Annotated in this window: 18 protein-coding genes; 8 read left to right on the top strand and 10 right to left on the bottom strand. The window is 46.7% G+C overall.

All coding sequences use genetic code 11. The features are described from left to right. Window positions 1–39 precede the first annotated feature (39 nt). The 6 genes from nadA to rnz form a co-directional block, all read right to left on the bottom strand. Entirely contained in the window at window positions 40–957 is a 918-nt protein-coding gene (gene nadA, locus AB9H23_RS00460; RefSeq protein ID WP_321211615.1) for a quinolinate synthase, read from the bottom strand. 136 nt (window positions 958–1,093) lie between these two features. Next, window positions 1,094–2,293: a roadblock/LC7 domain-containing protein gene (locus AB9H23_RS00465; protein ID WP_370004937.1), complete on the bottom strand. Its 1,200-nt coding sequence runs from the start codon at window positions 2,291–2,293 to the stop codon at window positions 1,094–1,096. After that, on the bottom strand, window positions 2,290–2,472 hold the full coding sequence (locus AB9H23_RS00470; RefSeq protein WP_370004938.1) for a hypothetical protein: 183 nt from the start codon (window positions 2,470–2,472) through the stop codon (window positions 2,290–2,292). The genes AB9H23_RS00465 and AB9H23_RS00470 overlap by 4 nt, the downstream gene beginning before the upstream one ends. Window positions 2,473–2,492: 20 nt before the next feature. Further along, window positions 2,493–2,897, bottom strand: coding sequence for a sortase domain-bontaining protein (locus tag AB9H23_RS00475; protein ID WP_370004939.1), 405 nt, complete (start codon window positions 2,895–2,897; stop codon window positions 2,493–2,495). After that, window positions 2,894–3,658: a mechanosensitive ion channel family protein gene (locus tag AB9H23_RS00480; RefSeq protein ID WP_321211618.1), complete on the bottom strand. Its 765-nt coding sequence runs from the start codon at window positions 3,656–3,658 to the stop codon at window positions 2,894–2,896. The genes AB9H23_RS00475 and AB9H23_RS00480 overlap by 4 nt, the downstream gene beginning before the upstream one ends. Further along, a complete protein-coding gene (gene rnz, locus AB9H23_RS00485; RefSeq protein ID WP_370004940.1) occupies window positions 3,636–4,556 on the bottom strand; it encodes a ribonuclease Z in 921 nt (306 codons plus the stop codon). The genes AB9H23_RS00480 and rnz overlap by 23 nt, the downstream gene beginning before the upstream one ends. Window positions 4,557–4,657: 101 nt before the next feature. Between rnz and nadC the strand changes: the two genes are divergently transcribed. Then, window positions 4,658–5,497, top strand: a complete 840-nt coding sequence (gene nadC, locus AB9H23_RS00490) for a carboxylating nicotinate-nucleotide diphosphorylase (protein ID WP_370004941.1) — start codon at window positions 4,658–4,660, stop codon at window positions 5,495–5,497. A gap of 140 nt (window positions 5,498–5,637) precedes the next feature. Continuing rightward, window positions 5,638–6,027 carry a hypothetical protein gene (locus tag AB9H23_RS00495; RefSeq protein ID WP_013295231.1) on the top strand — a complete coding sequence of 130 codons (390 nt, stop codon included), beginning with the start codon at window positions 5,638–5,640 and terminating at the stop codon, window positions 6,025–6,027. Here the strand turns inward: AB9H23_RS00495 and AB9H23_RS00500 are convergent. The 3 genes from AB9H23_RS00500 to AB9H23_RS00510 all read right to left on the bottom strand — a co-directional run bounded on the left by AB9H23_RS00500 (window position 6,024) and on the right by AB9H23_RS00510 (window position 8,055). Next, entirely contained in the window at window positions 6,024–6,614 is a 591-nt protein-coding gene (locus tag AB9H23_RS00500) for a ZPR1 zinc finger domain-containing protein (RefSeq protein ID WP_370004942.1), read from the bottom strand. The two genes, AB9H23_RS00495 and AB9H23_RS00500, sit on opposite strands and share 4 nt — an antisense overlap. Before the next feature lie 105 nt (window positions 6,615–6,719). Further along, window positions 6,720–7,679: a 3H domain-containing protein gene (locus AB9H23_RS00505; protein WP_370004943.1), complete on the bottom strand. Its 960-nt coding sequence runs from the start codon at window positions 7,677–7,679 to the stop codon at window positions 6,720–6,722. Between the two features lie 28 nt (window positions 7,680–7,707). Continuing rightward, window positions 7,708–8,055 (bottom strand): roadblock/LC7 domain-containing protein, encoded by a 348-nt coding sequence (locus tag AB9H23_RS00510; protein WP_010877438.1) that lies wholly within the window; start codon window positions 8,053–8,055, stop codon window positions 7,708–7,710. A 128-nt stretch (window positions 8,056–8,183) separates the two neighbouring features. Between AB9H23_RS00510 and AB9H23_RS00515 the strand changes: the two genes are divergently transcribed. The 5 genes from AB9H23_RS00515 to AB9H23_RS00535 all read left to right on the top strand — a co-directional run bounded on the left by AB9H23_RS00515 (window position 8,184) and on the right by AB9H23_RS00535 (window position 12,407). Then, window positions 8,184–9,236: a DUF1611 domain-containing protein gene (locus AB9H23_RS00515; RefSeq protein WP_321211623.1), complete on the top strand. Its 1,053-nt coding sequence runs from the start codon at window positions 8,184–8,186 to the stop codon at window positions 9,234–9,236. Further along, entirely contained in the window at window positions 9,237–9,596 is a 360-nt protein-coding gene (locus AB9H23_RS00520; RefSeq protein WP_013295235.1) for a cell division protein SepF, read from the top strand. Between the two features lie 7 nt (window positions 9,597–9,603). After that, window positions 9,604–10,701, top strand: a complete 1,098-nt coding sequence (locus AB9H23_RS00525) for a DUF2226 domain-containing protein (protein ID WP_321211624.1) — start codon at window positions 9,604–9,606, stop codon at window positions 10,699–10,701. Between the two features lie 71 nt (window positions 10,702–10,772). Beyond that, complete coding sequence (locus AB9H23_RS00530; protein WP_048176372.1) at window positions 10,773–11,552, top strand: septum site-determining protein MinD; 780 nt, start codon at window positions 10,773–10,775, stop codon at window positions 11,550–11,552. Between the two features lie 21 nt (window positions 11,553–11,573). Then, window positions 11,574–12,407 carry a carbohydrate kinase family protein gene (locus AB9H23_RS00535; protein WP_370005877.1) on the top strand — a complete coding sequence of 278 codons (834 nt, stop codon included), beginning with the start codon at window positions 11,574–11,576 and terminating at the stop codon, window positions 12,405–12,407. Here the strand turns inward: AB9H23_RS00535 and AB9H23_RS00540 are convergent. After that, a complete protein-coding gene (locus AB9H23_RS00540) occupies window positions 12,404–13,114 on the bottom strand; it encodes a TatD family hydrolase (RefSeq protein ID WP_370004944.1) in 711 nt (236 codons plus the stop codon). The genes AB9H23_RS00535 and AB9H23_RS00540 overlap by 4 nt on opposite strands. Before the next feature lie 144 nt (window positions 13,115–13,258). Here AB9H23_RS00540 and AB9H23_RS00545 point away from each other — a divergent pair, with 144 nt between their 5' ends. Continuing rightward, window positions 13,259–14,107: a winged helix-turn-helix domain-containing protein gene (locus AB9H23_RS00545; RefSeq protein ID WP_321212124.1), complete on the top strand. Its 849-nt coding sequence runs from the start codon at window positions 13,259–13,261 to the stop codon at window positions 14,105–14,107. The last annotated feature ends 6 nt before the right edge of the window (window positions 14,108–14,113 follow it).

Here is a 14,113-nt window from a genome sequence, read left to right on the forward strand (position 1 = left end):
GCACAGGGAGGGGACTGAATAAGGAGTGAAGTTTGGGTGTTACTGACGGGATACCTCTATCATCCTCTCAACAGCCCTCCTGGCCCTTTCAGCCACCTCATCAGGAACCGTTACAGTGAATTCTTCATTGACCAGTGAATTTTTAACCTTCTCAAGGGTGTGCAGTTTCATGTTCTCACATATGGCCTCTGCGAGGAGGGGAATTGTTTCCTTGTCCGATTCAAGGTCAATACGTGTTTTCATGTCAACCTCTGTACCGATTATGAAGCGATTCCTCTCTGACTCAAGAACCCTACGTAACATTCCACCGGTGCTCAGGATGTGGTCCGCCAGTTCCTGAACTTCAGGGTCACATTCAGGGTGTATGAGTAGTTCAGCGTCGGGGTACTCCTCCCTCTTTGCCATCACATCGGCGACAGTGAACATCTTATGGACATAGCAGTAGCCGTTCTCTGGGATGGGGATTATCCTCTTGTCGGTGTGCTGCTGAACATACCATGCAAGGTTTCTGTCGGGACCGAAGAGTATGAGGTCCTCCTCCAGACTTTCAACAACCTTAACGGCATTTGCAGATGTGCAGAGGATATCCGCCTCTGCCTTTGCCTCTGCAAGGGTGTTAACGTATAAAACAACTGCAGCGTCAGGGTATCTTTTCCTGGCCTTCCTGACGTCCTCTGCACTTAGCATGTGTGCCATGGGACACTCCGCACCCCTGTCGGGTATCAGGATCTTCTTATCAGGGTTGAGGATGTAGGCTGTCTCGGCCATGAAGTCCACGCCACAGAAAACAACAATATCCCTATCATGTATTTCACTTGCCTTCATGCAGAGTTCAAGTGAGTCCCCTTTAAAGTCTGCAATTTCCTGTATCTCCCTTTTCTGATAGTTATGGGCAAGTATGATAGCATTTTTCTCCTTCTTCAAGTTCAGAATATCCCTTTGCAGCTGATTTAACATAAGCGTCCCTACTGAAAAATTATGATAGAATCAAGAATTAAGGCAATCTATCTATAGGGGTTAATGTTTTATAAATATTTCCATAAAACAGGCACCTTAACTGAAATCATCCTTTATTCTGGAACTCTGGGATCCTTTAATCCCATATCTGCCTTAACTCTGGGTGGATGGTTTCTGTTATCCCAAGTTCATCCATGGCATCCCTGTAGGCCCTGTAGATGGCTGTAAACTCTGGCCTTATCATGCCCCTGAATGCACCATATCCCATAACACGCCCGTAATTCTCTGTTATTGATGTGATTATTATTTCCATGTCCCTCTTTATTTCCTCAAGGCCGTATCTTGCAGCTGAGATGTTTTCCCTCAATTTTTTGAAGTCAACTGATGCATTGCTGAGGACACCAACCCCATCAAGGGTTATTGGACATTCGTCGCGTGGAAGGGATTTGCGGAGCATACCTCCTGCTGGGGCTACACCCATAATTTTACTGGCCCCGATTGACATCGCAAGGAGGATATGCTCATAGATAAGAAGTACTGTTTCCTTTTGGGCTTCGGGGTCAGATGGGACATCAATGGATTTGAGTTCCGGGAGGGATAGTGGTGGCCTCACCTCCGGGATGGCTTGTGACTGCAGGGACCCTTTAAATTTGTCTTCCACCACGGGTTTTTCTATTTTCTCTTCCAGCGGCTCTGGTTTTTCAATTTCAGGTTTTTTGAGTATTTCCCGCTGTTCACGCAAAACATCGGTGCTGGTCTCAGGCACAGGTTCCTGTTCCTGCCCAGTGGCTTCAGCTTTCTGTTCTGCAATCGTAACATTGATTTCATCACCCTCAGGGATCCCACTGACGTCTGAACCTGCAGATTCGGAAGTGATACTTGCTTCAGAACCTTTGGATTGAGGGGTGATACCTGCTTCAGGCTCCATGGTTGATTTAATCCCTGCAGCTGATGATTCCTCCTTGACATATTCCAGCTCTTGGAGTATTTCAGGGTCTGAAAGTCTCTCCATAACCCTTCTTGCAAGGAGCATCACCTTGCCAAGGTTTGACCTTTTATCAGCAAGCACAAGAAGATGAAGGTCATCGTTGAGCAGGACCATCTTGCCGCCGGGAAACTCAATAACAGCAGACTGATAGTCTCCCTGCCCCGCCCTTTTGAGGAGTTTACCTGAAGCATCTGCCATTACACTGGTCATGGATCCAAGGTTTCCGCTGGAGGCTCCCCTGCTGTAGAGGATGCTGCCTGAACTGTCAGTTACGATTACCCCCTCAACACCTTCACCTTCCAGGATTTCACCAACTATCTCTTCAAGTATTCTAAAACCCCCACTCACATGTTCTCTTTACGCACAAGTTTGCAGTGTGTTATCCAGGCAGCCTTCTTCTTGCCTGGAGGATAACACGTTATGAGCATGAGCCTGGCCTCCCCACCCTGGGCGAATCGCACGGGATTGACCTTATAGTCCCATCTTATATCATCACCATTGGATGTCACCACATATACGTAGCGCATTGAGGAGAGATGGTCCTCTATTATAACCCTATCCCCCTCCTTAGGGCACCTATCCTCCTGAATGGTCCCGAATAGGTGGTTCTATGCCCCAGGATCCCACAGTCGCCTGCAGACCCTGGCATAACACTTTCAGGGTAGTGGTAGACCGATTCATAGGCATTCACGGTGTCCTCCCTTATCCAGCACCTGACGCCTATTGAGGGTATTATGAGCTTTCCAATTACCGGTCCGCTTGAGCCTGCAACTGTGTTGGGGTCTGAAGGGAGAGGGTCAAAAAGTTCTCTGGGGGCATTTCTGTAATTTTCAAGGTGAACCCGTGACCTTTCCAGGGCCTGGTAATCCTCAAAGGCCTTTATAATAATGCCTGAGGTAATCGATACGAAGAAAAGGCATATGATTGCTGCGTAGATGCTGTTTCTTCTCATTCAAAACCCTGCATTTGATCCTGTTTAGAATAACCTTCAAGGACCTTTTTCACATGAGACGCAATCACGTAACGGTATTTCGTTACCTTTTTTGGATCAGGGACCCAGGCTGTCACCTTTGCCTTTATCCCGGTATCTGTAAATTCAAGGACAATGAGCCCGGGCTCAGGGTCCTTCAGTATACCTGGAACTCCCATGAGAACATCCTTAACTTCAGATTCAAACTTTTCAATATCAACATTGTAGTCAAGGTTGACCCTGAGTTCAACCCTCCTACTTTCCTCTGCACTGTAATTGACGTAGGCTGTTTTGGAGAAGGTTGAGTTGGGCACCGTTACTATTTTGGCGTCAGGGGTTTTTATTGTTGTTGTCCTGAAACCAACCCTTTTAACCTTACCCTTCTGCCCGGCAACCTCAATGGTGTCACCAACCCTGAAACTCTTATCAGCCAGTATGAACATCCCGGAGATGAAGTTGGATATGATGTCCCTGGATGCAAAACCCACCGAGACACCCGCTATACCCAGACTCACGGTTATGGCGGTTACGTCTATTCCAAGTTCCCTCAGAACTATGCTAAGGGCTATGATGTATATGCTGTATTTTATTATGTCATTGAGGACCTGTATGAGTGTAAGGTCCAGGTCCCATTTTCTGGTGGACCTCTTGAGGAAATAGGAGGCCCACTTAACAAGTAGAACAGCGACCATCACCGTGACTATTATGATGAGGATGGTTTCAGGCGCTGGAACCGGAATCATCAGCCTTCACCTCCACGGTCATGAGGTCATCTGCAACATAGGTTTCAGGGAAAACCTCCCTTGCGGCGTTCAGAATAACCTCGGTCCGCTTGTATCTGGTGCTAAGATGTGTGAGTATCAGTCTCCTGACGCAGGCAGATGCAGCAACCTCCGCGGCTTCCCTTGCAGTGGAATGCCCACTTTCAGCCGCCTTATCCTCACTTCCAGCCTCAAAGGTTGACTCGTGTATCAGAAGGTCCGCTTCACGGGCAAGATCTATAACGGACTCACAGGGGCGGGTGTCCCCTGAGTAGCATATCTTCACACCCCGCCGTGGGCTTCCAAGGACCTCCTCTGGTTTTATGATCCTGTCACCAGCCCTCACAGGCATGCCCCTGTGCAGCTTTCCAAAGGCAGGACCCGGTTTGAGTCCAAGTTCAATTGCCTTCTCCCTGAGGAACCTCGGCCTCTTCTTCTCCTCAAAACAGTAGGCGAGGTTGAATACCGAATGGGAGGCAGGTGCCGAGGTAATACGGTAGTCTTCCTCCTCAAGGACGGTGCCGCCCTTAACCTCATGCACATGGATATCAAAATCGAGCGTGAAGTAGCCCAGCTTCATGATGGATTCGTGGAGTTCATGGATTCCTGGGGGCCCATATATTTCAAGGGGCTCCTGGCGCCCCCTGAAGCCCATTGACTGTATCATTCCGGGTATCCCAAGGATATGGTCCCCGTGTAGATGTGTTATGAAAATCCTTGTAACCTTCATGGGGCTGATTCCTGCAAGGGCCATCTGTCTCTGGGTCCCCTCACCACAGTCAAACAGGAATACCTCACCGGGGATTCGAAGTGCTATTGATGTGTGGTTCCTGTTCTTTGAGGGGACAGCTGATGATGTACCCAGAAATGTAACTTCCATCATATCACTCTTTCAGGTTCTTGGAGGATATCTGCTGGAGATTCTGCTTCATGGACATAAAATTTATAATTCTTCCCTTTATATTAATTTAGGGGATCTTCATGATTGACATTCTCAGGGAAATGATCAGGGCAGACGTGGGATTTGAGGATATAACAACAGAGGCAATTGTTGAAAGGGGCACAGTGGCATTGGCGGATGTCATAGCCGGAGAGGATGGCATAATTGCAGGTGTGGATGTGGCATGGCTCATAGCCGCAGAATTCGGAATCGAAATAGAAAGTCTGAAAATGGATGGTGATCCGGTTAAAGCCGGTGAAAGGGTTATAATCCTTGAGGGGGAAGCTTCAGATATCCTAAAGATCGAGAGGACAATGCTGAACCTCATGATGAGAATGAGCGGCATAGCCACCCTCACACGAAGCATGCTGGAGCGGGTGAGGGCAGTGAACCCTGATGTGAGGATAGCCGCCACCAGGAAGACAACTCCTGGACTGCAGTGGTTTGAAAAGCAGGCAGTTAAAATTGGTGGTGGGGACACCCATCGCTTCAGGCTTGATGACTGTGCAATGATCAAGGACAACCACATAGCAATCGCTGGAAGTGTGGGGGACGCGGTGAGGCGGGTTAAGGAACATGTGAGTTTCACAAAGAAGGTTGAGGTTGAGGTTGAAAGGCCAGGTGACGCTGTACTTGCAGCAGATGCAGGGGCCGACATCATCCTGCTTGATAATATGAACCCCGTGGACGTCAGGAAAGCACTGGAAGAACTTGAAAGTGCCGGACTCCGGGACAGGGTGATTGTTGAGGCATCAGGGGGTATAAAACCTGAAAATGTAGATAAATATGCTTCCACTGGAGTTGATGTGATATCAATGGGGTTTATAACCACATCCGCCCATCCAGTTGACCTCAGCCTTGAGATAAGGGAACTGAAATGACCTTTAATTCTGGTAATCAGAACACTTAATTTAATTAAAGAGGGCCTATATTTTCTATTGTTATATTCGGTGTTTCTTTGATTATATGGAATACATTTATATACCTTGAGCCTGATATAGTCACATGGAGGTAGAAACCTATGGAGAATGAAGAGATTCAGAATAACAATGCTGATATGGAAGCTGAAGAGGAAACCGAGGAATTACCCTTTGCCAAGGCAGAGGTTGTCAGGCTCATGAAACAGCACCTTGACAGTGACAAGATGATACGTGAAAGGGTCAAGGTTGAGATGAATAAGTTCCTCGGAGAAATCCTTGAGAAGGTATGCCAGCAGCTTAACCAGTACCCCTATGCCACAGTGGAATACGAGATGCTCAAGGAGTGCATATATCCCTACAAGAACATTGAAAGGATAAATCAGGAAAAGGAACGCCTCCTGGCACACCTTGAGGCAATAAAGGCCGACTGTGATGCAATGGGTATGGATATAAAACGCACACTCAAACTAAGGGATGTTGATGAGGACTAATCCTCCTCATCAATCTTATCTGACTCAAAAACCAAAAATCCCGTCTTGAGGGACTTTATTTCTTCATCTGAGAGCTTTTCCCTCACAGCACTGGGGTGGCCAACAAAACTCTGCCCGAATGGATCCTCAATTATAACTGTGACATTCCTTTTTCCCCCGCGAACTTCACGGAGCATTTCAAGGATCTCTGAGACCTTTTCCTTTGATTCATCCTCCTCAAAGAGGTTGATGGCTGTTTTAACGGCGGTTTCAAATCTCTCAACAACACCCTCAATGTTGGAGATGTAACCTGTTGACCTGGGGCCAGGTTCAACTTTGAGTCCGAGTTCAGGTATCCTTATGGTTGCTGACTGGGACTTAACGACCCTTGCGTTGAGTGTTTTGTCACCCACCTCGATTGTGTACCTTGATGGTTCCTTCTGCTCAAGGCAGATTATATCTGTGCTTCTGTAGCCACACCTGCTGCAGATGAGTACGGATTCCATTATCTCACCGAAGTAGGGGATCTTCTCAACCCTACTGATGGCGGTCATACACTTCTCTCCACTGCAGACTGGGCAGTCGATCTTCATATTCTGCTGGTTCAATCTGTCACCCCTGTACTCCTGATTACAGAACGCAAATTAAGTGAATGGATCATCAAATTTACACTGTGATATTCAGTTCTCTTCCTGGTAGATAAGTCCTGATGTTCAGTTCTCTTCCCGGTAGATAAGTCCCTTTTCCTCAAGTTCATCCAGTATTGCCTGAAGACTTTCGGGATCCGGTGCACATATCCTGTGGCTGTGGATATTATCTGAAAGCGTGTAAAGCCTTTCAAGATCTCTTTTTCGTTTTGGACTTTCATTTAACCGCTTGAGAAACCTTTCAGCCTCAACTGGATCGTATACGTTGACCTCACGTTTGAGTGGCTGTGAAAATCCAGGTATTGGATAGGATACGTCAACGATTCTTCCGCCATGTCTCTTAATGATGATGTCTATAACCTCACCGAGGCGTTCAACAGGGTGCTGAAGCGTTACCTCGGCGCAGTTTTCCCTTATGAATGACAGCATCCTTTTGATGGTGCACCTTATGTCGTCGTTGTTGATCACCGGCACGTCATGCTCCCTTGCCTTTCTTACAAGGTAGTCATGTATGACACGGTTCTCACGGAAGTATTCAAGGTGTTTTCCACCCCTCTTTACCTCCATGGCCCTCTTAACGAAACGCTCCTTATGGACATTCTCCTCGGCAGACAGGACAAAAAAATGAATTGATGCATTTTCCTCAAATTTCTCAATGTCCAGGAGGCCAGGAAGGAGGTGGACGCCCTCTATGGTCACATCATCAGAGTCAGCAACAGCCCTTTCAATAACCTTCTCAACTGCAGGAATAACGAATGAGGCGTGCTCCTCAAAACCCGCACATATAAGTGATTCAATGTTGTTGTTACGGAAGCGCTCTTTATCTCTCAGTGTGGTGTAGGCATCAAATGAGGACTTATGGAGCGCGGGAGCATAATCTGGCCCGATTATGCCCCTTACGATCTCCCTTATGAAATCTGTTTCTATAAGGTGCTTTATGTTTAACTCCCTGGCAAGTTCCGATGCAACGGTGGACTTTCCAATCCCTGAAGCACTTCCTATAAGTATCACATAGGGTTTTCTCAATTTTCACGCCCCATAATTAAAATAGAGGTTATGTAAGGAGATCCTTAACGCGTTCGGCACTTCTCCTCATCTCGATACGAATAAGACCAAGATTTATATCAACATCGGTTATCAGTACAAGTATTCCCTCCCCGGCGTCTATCATGAGGGTCTTACCCCTGGTACCCTCAATCATAACCTGTTCAAGGGGCTCATGCTTTATTTCCTCGGCGGACCTTTCTGCAGTACCGAAAACTGCTGAAGCCATTGCAGCGACCAGTTCCCCGTCTATGTCGGATGGAACCTCACTTTCGATTACAAGACCATCCTTACCCACAACAAGGGAACCATTTACCCCATTGATCCTACCTAAATCTTTAAGTATTCTTGCTATCATACTATGCCTCCATAAACAGAGTATTCTACCCAAAATATATATGCTTTAAGCATTTATTAATTAAATGAGTATGACTAACTAATTAACAGTTTCTATTTGATTCCAGCAAGTATTAAAGGAGTGATTATTTGCACATATTATCTTCTGTCGAGGAACTGAGGGAGCTGAATCCGTTTATAATCATTGGATGTGGTGGTGGAGGAGAAAAATTTGCAAATTTTGAGGGAGTCGAACCTGTAGGATTTGTTGACGATGACCCCAGAAAGCATGGAAAGGACTTCTGTGGATTTAAGGTATCATCAAGCCTCCTTAAGCTTATACATGAGACCGATGCAAGAAGTGTTGCAATAATGCTCCCCATAGGTGCAGAGGGCACCGCCCTCAAGTATGCTGTCCAGGCGATAAATGAGGGTAAAAATGTTGTGACCTCATTCAGATCACTCCCACTGGCAGATAACACTTCCCTCATAAAATTTGCAGAGCAGATGAATGTAACAATCAAGGAGATAAGCCCCCGCCTTGACAACGTAAGGAAAATATTCGGGGTTGCACCCCCACGCTGCACAGAGGTACTCCCCAAGATAAAATACAGGCACAGGGCACCTGTGGTATTTGTTGGGGGCACCTCACAGGAGTGCGGCAAACGTACAACCACAAGGCTCCTGGGAAAGGAGGCAAAGGAAAGGGGCCTTGAGGCGGGAGTTATCTCAACCGATGAGATGGGTCTTGAACAGCCGGTTGATATAAATTTCCGGGCAGGTAGCCTCTCTGTTATGGATGTTGCAGCGGCGGTTATGGGTTCGGTGAAGTACCTTGAGGAGGAGAAGGATCCGGATATAATATTCATAGAGGGCCAGTCAAGCCTCACTGAAAGGAAAAACCCACACCCAAGGGGTTTATCGGCATCAATACTTATAGGAGCGATGCCCGACGTTACGGTGCTCTGTCACAGGCCAAACCACCCCTACAGAAAACCAAGGGGGATAAAGGAGGAGATAAGGGCCATAGAGGCAATCGAGCCAACGAGGGTTATAGGGATTTCCTTAAATTTAAGAAACATGAATGACAGATCAATAATAGAAAGGTATGAAGCACGCTTTGGGCTTCCTGTTGTTGATGTTAAGAATGGGGGGGCTTCAAGATTAATGGATGTGATCATGGAGCACATAGGGGAGATTTAGTTGAGGGACATTCTCGAAATGCTGAAGAAAAGTGTGGGACTTGATGAGGAAGTTAAGGAACCTGAGGAGACAGAAACCATAATAGTGCCGGAGCACTCCTTCTATGAGATCATTCTCCTGAAGGCAAAATCCATTGGGGATGTGGACGATGCCCTCTCCCAGGTGACCGATGAGAAGAATCCGGTTATACTTGATCTCACCGAGATTCAGAGAGATAATCCATCGGATTTCAAGACAGTGGGGGAACGCATAAAGGATCTCAGAGAGAATCATGGTGCAGAGGCGATACTCCTCTGCAATAAGGAGAAAAATGTGGTGATAATAACTCCACGGGAAATTAAACTCATCAGAAAGGGGTAGTGGACATATGGAGCTTCCTATAACCAAGCCATCCAAGATTTCCTATGGTGATGAGATAGATTTCAGTGAACTTCTTGAAAAACTTGCATCAGATGAATACAATGGATTCATAAGGATTACCCACGCATCCGATGAGGGCTACATTCTATTCAGGGATGGGGTACACGTTGCAGCATCATACGACCGATACATGAAGGAGGAAGCTCTTGAAAGGATAATGGAAGTGGCAGATAAAACAGATACCCTCATAGAACTCTTTGATCTTAAAAGATCACAGCTGGATTACCTCATGGATATAAACAGAATTTATACAATAGAGCAAAGAGATGAGAGGGTAATCGAGCCTCAAGCGGTGGAAGAGGAAGACTACTTCAATCCAAAGGAGGCAAGCTACAGGCAGCCCATAACAGATGAAAAGATGCCTGAAACGTCTGAAATAGCCGTTGGTGCTTCCCCTGACATTGAAGATACTGAATTCACAGGTGCTCTGGAAGGTGAAGATGCAGAATCAACTGAAACCCAATCAAAGCCTCAAGTCGAGGTTACAGGGGAAGTTACTCAGGAACCCCAAACTTCAGAGACTGAAGAGTCCCCTGAAATTCCCGCTGCTAATGAATCGACTGATGCCGACACCAGAAAGGAAGAGGAACTTGAGAATGAAGCTTCAGAATCCATGGATGTGACTGACTCCAAACCCCTCAGCAGAGACGAGCTGATGAAAAAATATGGCCTCAGGGATATAGGTGAAGAGGAGGTCGAAAAGGTCCTTGAAACATATAAAGGTGGCGCAATCACAGATATCGATCCTGAAAGGGTTGAACTGACCCTTATGAATAAAATAAAAATGTCTATACTTGGAATACCCCGTATAAAGGGTGCCGAGGTTATCGTTTTCCTTGACAACACATACGACCTCAGTGGAAGGATCAAGATAATGGTTGAACATGAGGGTAAGGGTATCTTCTCAAGGATTATAGGGGACTCAAAGGAGGAGGAAAACCTCAAGTTTCATATAATGGATATTGTTGAGATGGAACTCAGGAAAACCTTCAGGGATTTTCCTGAGATAGTGGATAAGTTTGAGGTGAGTATTGAGGTGCGGTGACATTCTTTTGCTGTACCGGACATCAATATTTATATTAGGATAACTGTTATTATCTATGTGGAGGTATTGGAATGACAAGAGTGATTACAGTCGCATCAGGTAAGGGAGGTGTGGGGAAGACAACCATCACTGCTAACCTGGGTGTTGCCCTCTCAACCTATGGTGAAAGGGTTGTTGTGCTTGACGCTGATATAGCAATGGCAAACCTTGAACTCATCCTGGGGATGGAGGGAAAATCCGTCACACTTCATGATGTTCTCGCAGGTAACGCTTCAATTGAGGACGCGGTTTATGAGGGTCCCAATGGCGTGAGGGTGGTACCTGCTGGCATATCACTTGAGGGGCTCAGAAACGTTAAACTTGACCGCCTTGAGGATGCCCTTGCATACCTCATAGAGGATACTGATATACTCCTTATAGATGCTCCTGCAGGCCTTGAGAAGGACGCTGTTGCCGCACTTGCAGCTGCAGATGAACTTCTTCTTGTCACAACACCCGAAGTGCCATCAATAAGTGACGCCCTCAAAACAAAGATCGTAGCAAGTAAACTTGGCATCAACATAATAGGTGTTGTCATAAACCGTGAGCAGTACGATAAAACCTTCCTGAGTGTTGAGGAGGTTGAGACAATACTTGAGGTTCCTGTTATTGCGGTGATACCTGATGATCCCGAGGTGAGCAGGGCAGCAGCCTTTGGTGAGCCCATAGTCATTAAGAATCCAAAGTCACCTGCAAGCAATTCCCTGATGAAACTTGCAGCGGACCTCATCGGTGAGGAATACCAGCCAATAGAACCAGACAAGCAGGGTGTTATCGCCAAACTCATAAGCGGTTTGATGGGGCGAAGGTGATCACCCCGGTGATTTATTTTGATGAGTGTTGTCAGTGTTGGAACCTGCAACATGGATTTTATTTTTCGGGTGCCCAGATTCGTTGAACCGGACTCTGAGATGAACATAGAAGATTTAAATGTCGTTCCAGGGGGTTCTGCGTTCAACTTTGCCGTCTGGATCTCCCACCTTGGATTTAAGGCCGGAGTTGTGTCTTCAGTGGGCAGGGATGTTTACGGGGACATGATAACATCCCTTCTGGAATCCGGGGGCGTTGATACATCCTGCATATCAAGGCAGGCTGAAAAAACTGGTATGGCCTTCATATCAGTGGATGATACTGGAAGGAGGTCCATTTATTCCTACATGGGTGCAAACGCCAGTCTAAAGATTGGTGAGGCAGAATCAGAATATATAATGGCCGCAGATGCAGTTCATCTCAGCGGCTGCTACATTGAGGTTGCCAGCGCGGTTTCAGGTATCAGGAACGTATCCTTCAGCCCAGGCACACTCCTGGCATCGTATGGCATTGAAAGGCTTTCAGGTGTTCTTGAGAGAACCACCATAATATTCCTGAATGATGGTGAGCTTGAGATGCTAACTGGCTCCAGGAGGTCAGGGATTGAAAGACTTCTCGGGGCTGGGGTTGGGAACGTTGTTGTAACTCATGGATCTGAGGGTGCATCCTTCTTTTCAGAGGACCACTCAGAGGTCCTGGAAATTGAGGCTGAAGATGCGGTGGATACCACCGGGGCAGGGGACGCCTTTGCAGCGGGTTTCATGTCAATGTGGCTCAGAGGTTCAGAGCCAGCTGAGTGCCTGAGAAACGGTCACAGGGTGGCATGCAGGGTGATTTCAAGGATTGGCGCATTTTAGATTGGGCTGATTTTAAGGAGATCCCTTATGTTTCCATCAGAAACCCGCCTTATGTCACTGCGGCTGAAACCCTCCATCTTCATTCTCTGAACCGTTCTTGGAACTGAAAGGGGATCAGATGGCGCTGAGCTCATGTCACTGTTAAGTACAAACCTTTCTGTTCCATATTCACGCAGAATTTCAACGGCTTCCTCTGGCGTGAGCTTTTCAGGCTGCACAGTCAGTCCCAGCATGCACTCGGTTTCCACAAGCTCCGGGAGAACCTCCATGTTAACATGTTCCACCACCACCATGGACTCATCGATTGTACCATCGATTACATCCATTATCTGGGGGGTAACATCGGCCTTTCCTCTCCTTGGAGTGTGGACAATCACAGGGTAACCAAGTTCCTCAGCCACTTTCAGCTGGGATTTAAAGACATCCTTTTCAATTTCTGAACCGGAGTCAAGACCCACTTCACCAACAGCAACCACAGACGGATTTTTGAGGAGATCTGGGAGTTTTTCAATCACCCTTTCAGGGTCGCGGGGTATTGCCCGTGGGTGTATTCCCAGTGCTGTATAGAGTTTTAACCCGTTGCGGGCGGCCCTCTCAGGGTCCACTGTTAGCAGCCTCCTGAAATGCGCCATGACAACATCCGATGATGTCATCTCCATCGGGTCATGGGCACAGGTAATGGCCCCCTCTATACCACTCACAGCCATAAGTTCAAAATCTTCAAAGGGTCTCGTGTCCGCATGTATATGGCTATCTATCAGTTCAAATCCTCCTTTAAACCACTACAACTGTAAATTGCTCAATAAAATATTTAAAATCTGATGAATATAAAAACATAAGGAGGCTGTTTGATGTACGAAGAGAGGCTCACTGACGTATACGAATATCTCTATGAGGATCTTCAGTTCATCCTCAAATCCAGCATAAGGTTCAGGATAATGGTTTCGCTTCTCAGGTCACCGAAAACATTTGATGAGATTAAAGGGGAGGTTAAGGTGAGCCTTCCAGCACTTTACAGTAACATAAGATTACTTCTTGAGGAGGGGTCCATCACCAGGAGGGGGGACTCTTACAGCCTCACATCAGAGGCAACCCTCAAAACCCTCTCAGCACTGAAATTAATGAACTCTGTGAGGGTTATAAATGGATTTGATGAAATGTGGCTGAATCATGATATCAGCGGGATTCCTGAGTACCTCATTGAGGATATTGACTGGATCATAAATTCTGAACTCATCAAGTCAGCACCTGAGGATATATACAGGCCCCACAACACCTACAGAAAACTTATATTGGATTCTGAGGAGGTTTATGGTGTATCCCCCATCTCTCACAGGGACCTTGTTGATATCTATGAGGGGCTCCTGGAAAGAGGGGTTCATGTTGAACTTGTCCTCACAGATGGGGTGATACGGGAGATGGTTTTAAATGCAAGTTTCGGGCTCCTCAAGACAGCAATTAAGAACAGAAACCTTAAGGTTCTCCGATTCCCAGGTCAATTGAAGGTTGCGTTCACGGTGACCGACAGGTTCCTCTCACTGGGTCTTTTTGATAGCAGAGGATTTTATGACCAGAACCGGGATATCATGAGTACTGACAGGAGAGCCATTGAGTGGGGCTTCCGCCTCTATGAACATTACAGGGGGAGATCTGAAAAGCTTGGCATCAGAAACCTGACTGGAATAATGTTATCAATGTAGGGGGCA

This window comes from Methanothermobacter sp. KEPCO 2 (assembly GCF_041228365.1).
GTDB classification, from domain to species: Archaea; Methanobacteriota; Methanobacteria; order Methanobacteriales; family Methanothermobacteraceae; genus Methanothermobacter; species Methanothermobacter marburgensis.

Bases quoted from the DNA above. Each gene is read 5' to 3' on its own strand.
- nadA (WP_321211615.1), bottom strand. From the start codon at position 957: ATGTTAAATCAGCTGCAAAGGGATATTCTGAACTTGAAGAAGGAGAAA.
- AB9H23_RS00510 (WP_010877438.1), bottom strand. From the start codon at position 8,055: ATGATAGCAAGAATACTTAAAGATTTAGGTAGGATCAATGGGGTAAAT.
- AB9H23_RS00475 (WP_370004939.1), bottom strand. From the start codon at position 2,897: ATGAGAAGAAACAGCATCTACGCAGCAATCATATGCCTTTTCTTCGTA.
- AB9H23_RS00470 (WP_370004938.1), bottom strand. From the start codon at position 2,472: ATGCGCTACGTATATGTGGTGACATCCAATGGTGATGATATAAGATGG.
- nadC (WP_370004941.1), top strand. From the start codon at position 4,658: ATGATTGACATTCTCAGGGAAATGATCAGGGCAGACGTGGGATTTGAG.
- AB9H23_RS00540 (WP_370004944.1), bottom strand. From the start codon at position 13,114: ATGGCTGTGAGTGGTATAGAGGGGGCCATTACCTGTGCCCATGACCCG.
- rnz (WP_370004940.1), bottom strand. From the start codon at position 4,556: ATGGAAGTTACATTTCTGGGTACATCATCAGCTGTCCCCTCAAAGAAC.
- AB9H23_RS00480 (WP_321211618.1), bottom strand. From the start codon at position 3,658: ATGATTCCGGTTCCAGCGCCTGAAACCATCCTCATCATAATAGTCACG.
- AB9H23_RS00545 (WP_321212124.1), top strand. From the start codon at position 13,259: ATGTACGAAGAGAGGCTCACTGACGTATACGAATATCTCTATGAGGAT.
- AB9H23_RS00495 (WP_013295231.1), top strand. From the start codon at position 5,638: ATGGAGAATGAAGAGATTCAGAATAACAATGCTGATATGGAAGCTGAA.
- AB9H23_RS00535 (WP_370005877.1), top strand. From the start codon at position 11,574: ATGAGTGTTGTCAGTGTTGGAACCTGCAACATGGATTTTATTTTTCGG.
- AB9H23_RS00530 (WP_048176372.1), top strand. From the start codon at position 10,773: ATGACAAGAGTGATTACAGTCGCATCAGGTAAGGGAGGTGTGGGGAAG.
- AB9H23_RS00525 (WP_321211624.1), top strand. From the start codon at position 9,604: ATGGAGCTTCCTATAACCAAGCCATCCAAGATTTCCTATGGTGATGAG.